Source organism: Micromonospora vinacea (genome assembly GCF_015751785.1).
Taxonomy (GTDB): Bacteria; Actinomycetota; Actinomycetes; order Mycobacteriales; family Micromonosporaceae; genus Micromonospora; species Micromonospora vinacea.
Genome location: NZ_JADOTY010000001.1, coordinates 5,800,459 through 5,813,313 on the forward strand (window position 1 = coordinate 5,800,459; position 12,855 = coordinate 5,813,313).

Here is a 12,855-nt window from a genome sequence, read left to right on the forward strand (position 1 = left end):
CCTCGAAGGAGCACTTATGCGACCCGGCGATTCCCGGCTCGGCGGCACCGCGCTGACCCTCGCCTACGACCAGCGCACCATCGCCGAGAACCTGACAGTGGCGGTGCCCGACAAATCCTTCACGGTGATCATCGGACCGAACGCGTGCGGCAAATCGACGCTGCTGCGCGCACTGTCCCGGATGCTGCGGCCCAGCGCCGGTGCGGTGCTGCTGGACGGACGGGACATTCACGACCTGCCGGCCCGCACTGTGGCCCGTACGCTCGGCCTGCTACCCCAGTCGTCGATCGCGCCGGACGGCATCAGCGTCGCCGAGCTGGTCGCCCGGGGACGCTACCCCCACCAGGGGTTGCTGCGGCAGTGGTCACGCGAGGACGAACGGGTGGTCGAGGAGTCGATGGTCGCGACCGGTGTCGACGACCTCGCCGACCGGGCGGTGGACGAGCTGTCCGGCGGGCAGCGGCAGCGAGTCTGGATCGCCATGGCGCTCGCCCAGCAGACGCCCCTGCTGCTGCTCGACGAGCCGACCACGTACCTCGACATCGCCCACCAGATCGAGATCCTGGACCTCTGCGCCCGGCTGCACGAGGAGCAGGGCCGCACCCTTGTCGCGGTGCTGCACGACCTGAACCACGCGGCCCGCTACGCCACCCACCTGATCGCCATGCGCGACGGACGCGTGGTGGCCGCCGGGGAGCCGGCGTCGGTGGTCACCGCCGACCTGGTGGCGAAGGTGTTCGGGCTGCCCTGCCGGGTGATCGACGACCCGGAGACGGGCACCCCGCTGGTAGTCCCCGCGGCCCGACGCCGCACCACTGCCCTGGCCCCGGAGCCGGCGTGAGCGAGCAGAGCGGCAAGCACAGTGCCCGGCGTTTCCGTGACCCGTGGGGGGTGCCGCACCTACGGGCCGACGACCCGCTCACGCTGGCGGCGGCGCAGGGTCGGGTGACCGCGTACGACCGGGCCTGGCAAATCGAGGTGGAACGGCACCGCGCCCGAGGCACCAGCGCGGCGTTCCTCGGCCCGGACGCGCTCGGCTGGGACCGGTTCGTCCGGCAGGTCCGGCTCGACGACACCGCACGCCGCTGCCACGCGGCGCTGGACCCGGCGACCGCCGAGTGGGTGGGCGCCTACGTGGACGGCGTCAACGCCGGTCTCGCCGCCGGGGCGGCCCGCTCACCGGAGTTCGCCGCCACCGGGCTGCGCCCGGGTCGGTGGGAGCCGTGGACACCCCTGGCGGTCTGGCTGGGCCACCACATTCTGTTCGCGGGGTTCCCCGGCAAGCTCTGGCGCGAGCACGTGGCGCAGCGGCTCGAGCCGGACGCGGTCGACCTGTTCGCCACCGACGGGCCGGCCGTGGCCGGCAGCAACGGGTGGCTGCTCGCCGCCGAGCGCACCGGCACCGGGGCCGCGCTGCTCGCCGGCGACCCGCACCGGTTCATCGAGGATCCCGGCGTCTACCAGCAGATCCGGCTGGCCTGCCCGGAGTACGACGTGGTCGGGCTGGCGGTGCCGGGTGTGCCGGGCATCGCGCACTTCGGGCACACCGGTCCGGTGGCCTGGGCGATCACCAACGCGATGGCCGACTACCAGGACGTGTACGCGGAGCGGCTGCGCCGCGACGGCTCCCGGGTGCAGGCGCTCGGCCCGGACGGCTGGCGACCGGCGCACCGCCACGTCGAGACGATCGAGGTGGCCGGGGCCGACCCGGTCGAGGTCGAGGTGGTGGAGACCGACCGTGGTCCGGTGATCGCCGGTGGGCCGGACGACGAGACGGCCGTCAGCCTGCGCTACCCGCCCCGGGTCCGGGGTGACCTCGGTTTCGCGACGCTGCCGGAGCTGTTGCGCGCCCGTACCGTTGCCGATGTGGACCACGCGCTGCGGCACTGGGTGGAGCCGGTCAACGTGGTGCAGGCGGCGGACACCGCCGGAGGGCTGCTGCACCGGGTCGCCGGGGCGGTGCCGGTACGGCACCCGGAGAACGGCCGGCGGGTGGTCCCCGGATGGGACGCCACGTACGGGTGGCAGGGCTGGCACGCGCCGATGCCCCGCGCCGAGGTGGTCGGTCGGGCGGTGATGGCCAACGAGCGCGGGCTGGCGGCGCCGCTCGGAGTGGAGTTCGCCCCACCGCACCGGGCGCGTCGCATCGCCGAACTGCTCGACGCCCGGTCGGCCTGGACGGCCGACGAGCTGGCCACTGTGCACACCGACACGTACCTGGGCGCGGCCGGGCCGCTGCTGACAGTGCTGGAAGGTGTGACCGGGCTCGGCCCGGCCGCCGCCGCGCTGCGTGAACAGCTGCTGAGCTGGGATCGCCGGATGGCCGCCGACAGCACGGACGCGGCGGCCTACGCCATCCTGCGGGAGGCTGTCGTACGCCGGTTCGCCTCCCACCCGGCGCTGGCCGCGCTGACCGAGCTGCCCGCGTACCCGGAGGTGTTCGCGCCCTGGCTGGCGCTGACGCCGCGGGTCGGTCACGCGCTGGAGCACCTGCTCGGCGCGACCCCGCTGCCCGGTGTGGACGTCACCGCGCTGGTACGCGCGGCGGCCGAGGAGGTCGGCGACGCGGCGGCCGAGCCGGCGCCCTGGGGGGACCTGCACCGGTTGGCGCCGTGGCGGGCCCTGCCCGGCCCGGACGCCGGGCCCGGCCCCCGGCTCGACGGTGACCACGACTGCGTGTTGGCCACCTCCAGCGTGCCCGGGGTGACCCACTGGTGCTTCCGGGGGCCGGCGGCGCGCTTCGTCTGGGACCTGGCCCGCCGCGCGGACAGCCGTTGGGTGGTCCCCCTGGGCGCCTGCGGGGTGCCCGGTGACCCGCACCACGACGACCAGAGCCCCGCCTGGCTAGCCGGGGACCTGCTGCCGGTGGTCACGGACTGGGACCAGCTGGCCGAGGAACCCCACTGACGGCACCGGCCGCCGCCGGGGTGCGTGAGGCACCCCGAGCGGCGGCCGGGCACAGCGGCGTCAGCGCAGGCCGAACGCCCTGGTGATGTGCTGACTCACGGTGTTGCCGGCGGTGTCCCGCGCGGTGGTGCGCAGGCTCACGAAGCTGGCCTTCGCGGGTGCGGCCAACGAGGTACGCCAGCCGTCGCCGTGCCGGGTCAGCCGCTGCTTCTGCCAGGTCGCCCCGTCGTCGTAGGACACCTCGACGCTCACCGCGCCGATCGTGCCGGTGACGTCGGGCAGGTGGGAGGCGACAACTGTCAGCGGTGCCCGCCGCGACGCCGTGCCGGCGGAGTCGATGGCCACCTGGTAGTCCAGCTGGATCATCGGCAGCACCTCGGTCGACTCCTCCCCGGTGACCGCCGAGTGGAAGCCCCACTCGGTGCGGGTCTGCCGGGAGTACGGGTTGGTCCAGGCGGCCCGGTCGTTCTCCACCACCAGCCGGTACGGCAGACGCTGAGACGCCAGCCCGGAGACCTGGAGGTACTCGGCGTTACCCCAGTCCAGCTCCCGGTCACCCTGGTAGAGGGTGGTCCGGTTGACCATGTCGTAGTTCGCGTACGCCTCACCGATGTGGCCGCCCCCGTCGCCCCAGCCGGGCGCGGGCAGGTAGACGGTGTCCAGGTACCGAACCGGCACGTAGTTGCCGCCCATCCGGGGTCGCTGGATCGGCCCGAACCAGGTGACGGCGCTCGGCTTGCCGGCCGGGTACGTGGTCACCGCCATCAGGTGCTGCCCGGTCTCGCCGGCGATGAACGCGTCGTCGATCCACCGCTGGTCGGCGCTCACCCAGTCGGTGCGCCGGCCCTGGGCCGGGGCCGGCTCCTGGTTGCTCGACGCCCAGCCGCGCCAGACGTCGGTGCGGAACTCCAGCGCCTTGCCCTGCCGGTAGTTGCGGAACTCCACGTCGACCCGGGCCAACTGCCGCTTCGTGGGCCGGTAGGTGGGGTCGGCCGGCACCGTGCCGGTCCAGTGGTGCGCCACGTCGTACAGGTAGCTGGTCTCCGGGTGCGACTCGACGGTGAGCCGCACCGCGCCGCGCTCCAGCGCGGCGATGAGCTGCCCACCCTCGTCGGCGCCGAGGGTCGCCACCGTCACCGGGGCCGGGCTCTCCGGGCTCCACGCCGCCTCGTCCCACGGCTGGAGCCGACCGACGCCGTCGTTCACCACGAGCAGCAGCTTCGCCCCGGCCGCCGCGGCGGCCTGCGCCTGGGTGGCGATGTCCACGCTGTCACTGCGCCGCACCACCACGGCCCGGTCCCGGACCGGCCGCTTGGCCAGCCCCGCCGCCGACGCGTCGGCGACGTAGACCGCGTCCAGTTGGCGACGACCGGCCGGCAACGCCGGGGTCGCCCGCTTCACCAGCAGATCGTCGTACGAGTGTCCGCCCGCGGAGACGGTCAGGGCCGGCTGCTCCAGCCGCCACCGGGCGCCGAACTCGAACTCGCCGTCGGTCACCGGACGGCTCGTCGGCAACGCCCACATGCTGTCGTACGAGTCGTCGGGCAGCACCTGACTCTCGGTGAGACCGTTCTTGGTGGACCGGTGGATGTCCATCCGCAACGCGCTGGCGGTGGCCTCCTGCGGCACCCGGGCCTGCACCTGTCGGGCGGCCCGCGCGTCCAGTGTGACGGTGCGGTCGCGGTCCAGGTTCACGTCGGTGAAGCTGAGCATCGCCATGCCCTTGGAGTGCGGCCCGTGGGCGCCGCGCACGTCCGCGGAGATCCAACCGTTCCAGCTCGCCACCGGCAGCCGCAGCGTGGCGGTGCCGCTCTCGGGCAGGTCCACCGCGGTGAACAGGGTGTCGGTGGTGAGGATGACCTTGCCGACGAGCGGCTTGCCGTCCCGGTCCTTGGCGACCAGCGTCAGGTTCTGCCGCTGACCCTCCTTGCCGGCGCCGATCAGGGTGCGGCCGCGCACCGCACCGGCGTCGTCGGTGGCGACGATCATGCCGCTGACCTGCTTCTCCACCGGCAGTTTGTCGTACGCGGCGGTCACCGTCACGGTGGCGGTGCCACCCGCCGGGACGGTGACCCGGTCGGCGGAGAGCGCGAACAGGCCGGCCGGCGCGGTGGCCGCGTCGAGGGCCAACTTCAGCGCCACCGGCGTGCTGCCGACGTTGGTGTAGGTGACCGTACGGTCGACGGTCGTGCCCGGCTGCTGCGGCCACGCCTGGAAGCCGGAGTAGGCGCTCGGGGTGGCGAAGACGGTGGCGTGCGCGGCGGCGACCGCGTCGACCCGGCCGGCACCCGCCTGGTACGGGGTGTACTCGGGGGTGGCCTTGACCGTGCTGACCAGCGCTTCCTTGATCCGCTGACCGGTCCAGTCCGGGTGCGCGGCGGCGACCAGCGCGGCCGTGCCAGCCACGTGCGGGGTGGCCATCGAGGTGCCGCTCATCAGCGTGTAGTCACCGGAGCCGCCCCGCACGAAGTGGGAGCGGGCCGCCAGGATGTCCACGCCCGGGGCGGTGATCTCGGGCTTGAGCCCGCCGTCGCCGGCACGCGGCCCCTGGCTGGAGAAGTCGGCGAGGTGGTCGGTGTTGTCGACGGCGCCCACGGTGAGCGCGGAGTTGGCGGCACCCGGGCTGCCGATGCTGGCCGGGCCACTGTTGCCGGCGGCGATCACGAAGAGGGCGCCGGTCTCGGCGCTGAGTCGCTCGACCGCCTGGCTCATCGGGTCGCTGCCGTCGGTGGCCTCACCGCCCAGGCTCATGCTGACCACCCGGGCCTTCTGCTCGCGGGCCGCCCACTCCATGCCGGCGATGATCCACGAGTTCTGTCCGCTGCCCTCGCTGTTGAGCACCTTGCCGATGTGCAGCCGGGCGCCGGGGGCAACTCCCCGCTCGGCGCCACCGGACGCGGCGCCGGTGCCGGCGATCGTCGAGGCGACGTGCGTGCCGTGGCCCTTGTAGTCGAGGATGTCGGGCTCCTCGGGCACGAAGCTGCTGGACTCGGCGATCTGGCCGACGAGGTCCGGGTGTTCGGCGTCCGCACCGGAGTCGAGCACCGCGACGTCGACACCGCTGGCGGTGTTGCCCTCGGCCCACAGCTTCGGCGCGCCGATCTGCGCGGTGGACTCGGCCAGGTCCGCGTGCACCCGGCCGTCCAGCCAGACCTTCGCGATGCCGTTGGCCAGGGTCGGGGCGGCACCCGTACGCCGGGTCGAACCGGCGGTGAGCGCGGTCCAGAACCGGTCGGCGGCGGTGCGCTGGCGGGTCAGCGCCGCGCCCTGCACGCTGTCCAACTGTCGGACCAGTTCGGCGCCGTCCACCGCGGGACGGGTGCGGTTGCGAGCCGCCGCGTCGGTCATCGTCACGATCAGCGGAAGCGCGTCGGTGTGCGCGTCGTCGTAGCCGTCGGCGATGAGGTCGGTGACGTTGAACAGTTGCCGGTCCAGCACCCCGCTGGTCACATACGACAGGGCCGCGTCCGGGTAGACGTAGGTGTCGCCGTCGCGCACGGTGCGGTGGAAGCTCGGGGTGCTGCCATCCGGCCGGCGCACTGTCGACACCGTGCTGCCGTCCGCCGCAGTGGTGACAGTGACCGTGTCACCGGTGATCAGGGTGACGGTGGACGCGCGTCCGGCGGCGGCCGGGGGTTGGCCCGCCGGGCGGTCGGGATTGTTCGGCGGGGCGGCGGCCGCTCCCGCGCCGGGTGGGGTGAACCCGGCCGCCAGGGTGAGGGCGGCGCCGAGGGCGATCAGCCCGGTTCGGCGGCGCCGGTGAGACAGAGTCACGATGACCTCTTTGTGTCGAGAAGTGGTACGCACCACAGCATCGACGTAAAGCCCACCCCAACCGCGCCCCGCACCCCGACGCGTTTACGCCATGGCGCAACCCCGCCACGCGTGCCCGACGTTGCGTCCCACCACCCGCGTCGATCTTGCACTTACGGTCACCGATGTGCCCCGATTCGCGACCTTCGTCGGGACAGAAAGCGCAAGATCGCGGCTGGGGGGCTTCGGCGGCTAGAGGGAGGAGCGGGTCAGCTTGGCGAGGGCGTCGAGTTGGGTGGGGTCGGAGAGGGCGGAGCCGACGGCCACCACGCGTACGCCCGCTTGCAGGAACGCGCCCGCGTTGCCCGCGTCGAGGCCGCCGGTGGCGACGAAGCGCAACTGCGGCAGCGGGCCGGCCACGGCCTTGAACCAGGCCGGGCCGAGGGAGATCGCGGGGAACGCCTTGAGCCAGGTGAGGCCGTGCCGCAACGCCTGCTGGGCCTCGGTGGGGGTGGCCACGCCGGGCAGGTGCGGCAGGCCACGCGCGGCGGCGGCGTCGGCGACCGCGAGGTCCAGGCCGGGCGCGACGGTGAACCGGGCGCCCGCGTCGGCCGCCGCGGCGACCTGTTCGACGTCGAGCACGGTGCCGGCACCGACGATCCGGTCGCGCTCGGCCCCCGCCTCGACGGCGGCCCGCAGCGCCGGCACCGCGTCGGCGGTGGCCACCGGAACCTCCACCACGTCGATGCCGAGATCCCAGGCACGCTCGGCGAGCCGAACGGTCTCGGCGACCGGCAGGCCGCGCAGGATCGCCATCACCCGGGCGCCGCCGAAGATGTGGTCGAAGTCCGGTGTGGTCATGGTGCACTCCATCCGAGGTCGCGGTGGGACTGTTGCTGCTGGTCGGGTCGCCACCCGGCGGCCCGACTCAGGTCGTCGCCGCCAGGTCGGTCAGGTCCAGCGGGGACCAGGCGTCGGCGGGGGCGTCGACGAGTTTCTCGAACCAGGCCCACGGCGGGACCGGGGCGTTGTCGCCGCTGCTGGTCAACGCCTGGGCCGCGACGAGGTGACCGAGGCGCAACCGCCGCGTTGGGTCGAGGTCGCGCAGCAGCCCGGCCAGGTAGCCGGCGGCGAAGGCGTCTCCGGCGCCGACCGGCTCCACCACCGTCACCCGGGGCGCGGGCACGAAGACCGGTTCGGCGTCGCGGACCAGCGCGGTGGCGCCCACCGCGCCGTCCTTGACCACCACCGTCTCCGGGTCGGGCAACAGCTCGCGTACGGCCGTCGGGTCGGTGGTGCCCCAGAGGGTCTCCGCCTCGTCCTGCCCGACGAAGACGAGGTCGCAGCGGTTGGCGAGGTCGCGCAGCACCGGCGCGGCCTGCTCGGCGGACCACAGCCGGGCCCGGTGGTTGACGTCGAAACTGACCAGCGACCCCACCAGCGGCCGGTCGGTCACCGCGTGCTCGACCAGCGCGCGGCAGGAGGCGGACAGCGCCGGGGTGATTCCGGACAGGTGCAGCACCCGGGCACCGGCCAGCGCCGGGTCGGCCAGCGTGGCGGGGTCCATCCGGGCGGCCGCCGACCCGGCCCGGTAGTAGTGCACGGCGGTCCCCTCCGGGCCGGGGTCCTTGACGTACAGGCCGGTGGGGGCGGTCGGGTCCACGCACACCTGGTCGACGCGGACGCCGGCGGCGGCGACGTGTCGGATGACGGCCCGACCGAAGGGGTCGTCGCCGACCCGGCTCACCCAGCTCGTCCGGTGCCCCAGACGGGCCAGGTAACCGGCCACGTTGGACTCGGCGCCACCGACCGACACGGCGACCCGCTCGGCGTGCTCCAACGGCTCACCCGGCGCGGGGCAGAGCACCACCATCGTCTCCCCCACCGTGGCCACCTCGACCGATGGAAGGCCGGCCGGGACGCTCGCCTGGTCCGGTCGGGAGTCGGTCGGCATCGGGCACACGTCCTCGCGGCGGGGGTCCTGGGCGTCGCCGAGCCTAGGTGTCCCGCGCGGGACGGGCAACCCGTCGTACGTCACACCTCCACGCTCAGGGCAACGTCAGCCCGTACGCGGCCAGCACCTCCGCGATCGGCTGGTAGTAGGTGGTGCCGCCGGCGGTGCAGTTACCGGTGCCGCCGGAGAGGATGCCGAGGATGGTGCCGGTGGAGGCCACGTAGAGCGGGCCGCCACTGTCCCCCGGCTCGGCGCAGATGTTGGTGCGGATCAGGCCGTAGATCACGCCGGTGGCGTAGTTGACGGTCTGGTTGAGACCGGTGACGGTGCCGCAGCGCACCCCGGTGGTGCTGCCGCTGCGGCACACGGCCTGACCGATGTACGCGTTGCCGGGGCCGTTGATGGTCAGCAGGCCGGGATAGGTGTAGACAGCGCTCGGGTGGGCGATCCGCCCGGTGTAGCGGATCAGCCCGTAGTCGTTCGTGGGGTAGCTGGTGGCGGTGCGGGTGCCGAGCACGGTGGTCTGGGCGCTGTCGGTGTACCAGGTGGTGGCGGCGGCGGTGCAGTGCCCGGCGGTGATCACGTAGTAGGTGCTGCCGCTGCGCGCGTTCGCGCCGAGCGAGCAGCGCGCGCCACCGCCGCCGTAGATGCCCTGTCCGCCGGCGATCAGGGGGCGCAACGTTCCGGGTTCGCGGCGCAGCAGCACGCCGGCCCGGTCGGTCACCGCCCGCAGTGCGGCCAGCTCGCTGGGGGCCACGGTGTCGTCGACGGTGAGGGTCATCCGGCCGGTGGCGGGGTCGAGTCCCCAGGCGGTGCCCGGGGTGCGTACCCCGGTCAGCGTGGCCGCCGTGTCGGCGGCGGGCGCGGCGGCCCGGTCGGGGACGGCGGCCTGCGCCGCGCCGGGCGCGACGAGCAGCAGGATGGTCAGGACGAGGGCGGCCAGCGGGGAGCGGCGCATCCGAACCTCCGAAGAGATTGAGATTTATGGATGCGGACAAGCATCGCCCGGCGTCCGACGCCGTGGCAACCTCCGGTCGTCCCCTTCCCCGACCGGCGGGAATCGCCGATCCGGGGACGGCCCGTGTCAGGGCCGCCGATAATTCCCCGGGAGACGCGGCGGGAGGCCAGGCATGACCACCAAAGGGAATGCGGCGCTGGTACGCCGGCTGGACCAGTCGACCCGGGCAACACTGCTGGAGTTGCTCTTCGACGTGGTCTTCGTGGCCGCACTCGCACTGACATCGAAACTGTTGTCCGAAGAGCTTTCCTGGTCCGGCGGCGCCAAGCTGCTGCTGATGCTGACCGCCGTCTGGTGGACGTGGTCGGTCACCACGACCACTACCGAGTTCTACGATCCGCAGCAACGCCCGATCCAGGCCATCCTGATGATCGCCATGGTCGGGTCGGTGGCGATGGCGGCATCGCTGCCGATGGTCAGCATCGGGCACCTGCTGCTCTTCGTGATCTCGTACGTCGGCAACCACGTGATTCGCTGCATCATCCTGGTCACCGCCCTGCACCGGCAGGGGCACCGGACGGCCAGGGAGCGGGCCACCCGGTTTCTCTCCTGGTTCACGGTGTCCGGCGTCTTCTGGGTCCTCGGCGCGCTGTCGGAAACCCCGAACTGGGGGCTCTGGACGATCGCCATAACGATCGACCTGGTCGGCGGGGCGACCCGCTACCCCACACCCCGGCTGGGCCGGGTGCCGCTCGCGCAGTACGGGCGGACCACCGAGCACCTGGGCGAGCGGTACCAACAGTTCATCATCCTGGCCCTCGGCGACATCATCCTGTTGCCGACGCTGCAGGTCAGCCGGGGCCACCTCGACCACCTCCGGCTCGCCTCCCTGCTCTGCGCCTTTGCCACCATGCTGCTGCTCTGGCAGATCTACGTCTTCCGCGCCGGCGAGTTGTTGGTGGCGGCCGGGTCCCACGGGAGCCGGGCCACGCGACTGGCCCCGTTCACCCATCTGGTCCTGCTGGCCGGCGTGGCCTGCACCGCCGCCGCCTTCGACCTGGTCGTCACCAGGCCGACCGGAACGACGCCGGTACCGTGGCTCGTCCTGATCATCATCGGCCCCACGCTGTTCGTGGTCGGCCGCGTCCTCTTCACCATGGCGGTGTCGTGGGTCCTGCCGTGGCGGCGAGTTGCCTGGCAGCTCCTACCACTGCTGGTGCTGCCGTGGGCCGGTGGTTGGCCGCCGGTGCTGGTAGCCACGATCGTTGCGCTCGGGTTGGCCGGTCACATCCTGTTTCCCGGAGCAGCCCGGGAGACCACGCCGGGCCTGCAGCTGCGGCAACCCGCCGACTGACCCGCCACGCTCAGCCAGAGTGTCGACCGGCGCTCGCCGTGGCAATCTACGGCCGCCCTTGCCCGACGGGCGGGAATCGCCGATCCGGGGACGGGCCGCGCTGGCGCCGCCGATAATCCTCGGAGACACGGCGGGAGGCCGGGCATGACCACCGGAGGCACCGCGGCGCTGGTACGCCGGCCGGACGGTTCGACCCGGGCCACGCTGCTGGAGTTGCTCTTCGACGTGGTCTTCGTGGCTTCGCTCGCGCTGACCTCGACCCTGCTCGCGCAACGCCACAACTGGTCCGGCGCCGCGATGGTCCTGCTGATGCTGACCGCGATCTGGTGGACCTGGTCGGTCACCTCCACCACCACCGAGTTCTACGACCCGCAGCAGCGCCCCATCCAGACCATCCTCATGGCGGCCATGGTCGGCTCGGTCGGGATGGCGGCATCGCTGCCGATGGTCTCCGACGGGCACGCGATGGTCTTCGCGATCTCCTACGTCGGCACGCACGTGATCCGCGGCATCATCCTGGTCACGACCTTGTACCGGCAGCGACATCGGGCGGCCATGGTCCGGGCCACCCGGTTCTTCTTCTGGTTCGTGGTGTCCGGCATCTTCTGGATCACCGGCGCGGTGTCCGGCACGGTGAACTGGACCCTCTGGACCATCGCCATCGCGATCGACCTGCTCTCCGCGGCGGCCCGCTACCCCACGCCCTGGCTGGGCCGGGTGCCCTTCGAGCAGTACGAGCGGACCACCGCGCATCTGGGCGAGCGGTACCAGCAGTTCATCATCCTGGCCCTCGGCGACATCATCCTGGTGCCCACTTTGCAGGTCAGCCGGGGCCCGCTGGCCGGGCTCCGGGTCGCCGCGCTGTTCTGCGCGTTCGCCATCATGTTGCTGCTCTGGCAGGTCTACGTCTTCCGGGCCGGCGAGCTGCTGGAGGCTGGGGCCGGGCCGAAGTCGGGCCGGCCGGCGCGGGTGGCTCCGTACACCCATCTGGTGATGCTGGCCGGGGTGGTCGCCACGGCGGCCTCGTTCGACCTGGTCGTGACCCGGCCGACCGGCACCACACCGGTGGCGTGGCTCTTACTGATCCTGGGCGGCCCGGCGCTGTTCGTGATCGGCCGCGCCCTGTTCACAGTGCTGGTGTCCATGCTCGTGCCGTGGCGGCGAATGCTCTGCCTCCCCCTGCCGCTGCTGACGCTGCCGTGGGCTGGCCGCTGGCCGCCGCTGCTGGTCACCGCAGTCGTGGCGCTCACGCTGGCGGCGCACATCGTGATTCCCGGAGCGGCCCGGGAGACCACACCGGGCCTGCGGATGCGGCAATCCGACGACTGACCCCGACGCTCAGCCGAAGTGTCGAGCGGCCCACTCGGCGAGGTCCCGGGCGCACGCGTCCACCGACTCCTGCCAGGTCCGGGCCGCGCCGTCCCCCGCCTCGTCGCTGACCTGCTTGACCAGCCGGCACGGCACGCCGGCCTGCGCGGCGGCCCAGGCCACCGCGTACCCCTCCATGTCGACCAGGTCGGCCCGCTGCGCCAACCGGTCCCGCTCCGCGTCGTCGGCCACGAAGGTGTCACCGGTGGCCAGCACCGCGCCCTCGGCGGCCAGCGACAGCGGCGCCCCGTAGGTCTCGCCGGTGAGCGTGCGCAGCAGGTCGGTGTCCAGGTCGTGCTGGAGCACTGTGGCGACCTCGTGGATGCCGGCCCACCCGGGGCGCAACGCGCCAGCCGTGCCCAGGTTGAGCAGCAGGGTGGGACGCGGCCCGGCGGCCAGCACCGCGGCCACCGCGCTGGCGGCGTTCACCTTGCCCATGCCGGTGAGCAGGACCGGCAGCTCGGGCGGCAGGTAGCGGGCCTCCTCCCCCACCGCAAGAACCACCAACGGACGATCGGCGCGGACCGTACCTCGAAGATTCACCGGAGCATCGTACGAGCC

The 12,855-nt window shown here is 73.1% G+C and carries 9 protein-coding genes; 4 read left to right on the forward strand and 5 right to left on the reverse strand.

What is annotated here, in order from left to right:
* Positions 1-16: 16 nt before the first annotated feature.
* A complete protein-coding gene (locus IW249_RS27285) occupies positions 17-841 on the forward strand; it encodes an ABC transporter ATP-binding protein (protein ID WP_196923368.1) in 825 nt (274 codons plus the stop codon).
* Positions 838-2,907 (forward strand): penicillin acylase family protein, encoded by a 2,070-nt coding sequence (locus tag IW249_RS27290; RefSeq protein ID WP_196923369.1) that lies wholly within the window; start codon positions 838-840, stop codon positions 2,905-2,907. Before IW249_RS27285 ends, IW249_RS27290 begins: the two co-directional genes overlap by 4 nt.
* Positions 2,908-2,967: 60 nt before the next feature.
* Here IW249_RS27290 and IW249_RS27295 read toward each other — a convergent pair whose 3' ends face one another.
* The 4 genes from IW249_RS27295 to IW249_RS27310 all read right to left on the reverse strand — a co-directional run bounded on the left by IW249_RS27295 (position 2,968) and on the right by IW249_RS27310 (position 9,572).
* A complete protein-coding gene (locus tag IW249_RS27295) occupies positions 2,968-6,681 on the reverse strand; it encodes a S8 family serine peptidase (protein WP_196923370.1) in 3,714 nt (1,237 codons plus the stop codon).
* A 231-nt stretch (positions 6,682-6,912) separates the two neighbouring features.
* On the reverse strand, positions 6,913-7,521 hold the full coding sequence (locus tag IW249_RS27300) for a bifunctional 4-hydroxy-2-oxoglutarate aldolase/2-dehydro-3-deoxy-phosphogluconate aldolase (protein ID WP_196923371.1): 609 nt from the start codon (positions 7,519-7,521) through the stop codon (positions 6,913-6,915).
* A 67-nt stretch (positions 7,522-7,588) separates the two neighbouring features.
* Positions 7,589-8,614 (reverse strand): sugar kinase, encoded by a 1,026-nt coding sequence (locus IW249_RS27305; RefSeq protein WP_196923372.1) that lies wholly within the window; start codon positions 8,612-8,614, stop codon positions 7,589-7,591.
* Positions 8,615-8,708: 94 nt separating this feature from the next.
* Positions 8,709-9,572, reverse strand: coding sequence for a S1 family peptidase (locus tag IW249_RS27310; RefSeq protein ID WP_196923373.1), 864 nt, complete (start codon positions 9,570-9,572; stop codon positions 8,709-8,711).
* 172 nt (positions 9,573-9,744) lie between these two features.
* Here IW249_RS27310 and IW249_RS27315 point away from each other — a divergent pair, with 172 nt between their 5' ends.
* Together IW249_RS27315 and IW249_RS27320 are read left to right on the forward strand one after the other, a co-directional pair.
* The gene (locus tag IW249_RS27315; protein WP_196923374.1) at positions 9,745-10,926 is read left to right on the forward strand and encodes a low temperature requirement protein A; all 1,182 of its coding nucleotides are present in this window, start codon (positions 9,745-9,747) and stop codon (positions 10,924-10,926) included.
* Positions 10,927-11,070: 144 nt separating this feature from the next.
* Positions 11,071-12,255, forward strand: coding sequence for a low temperature requirement protein A (locus IW249_RS27320; RefSeq protein ID WP_196923375.1), 1,185 nt, complete (start codon positions 11,071-11,073; stop codon positions 12,253-12,255).
* Positions 12,256-12,264: 9 nt separating this feature from the next.
* Here IW249_RS27320 and IW249_RS27325 read toward each other — a convergent pair whose 3' ends face one another.
* Positions 12,265-12,837 carry a nucleosidase gene (locus IW249_RS27325; RefSeq protein ID WP_196923376.1) on the reverse strand — a complete coding sequence of 191 codons (573 nt, stop codon included), beginning with the start codon at positions 12,835-12,837 and terminating at the stop codon, positions 12,265-12,267.
* Positions 12,838-12,855 lie beyond the last annotated feature (18 nt).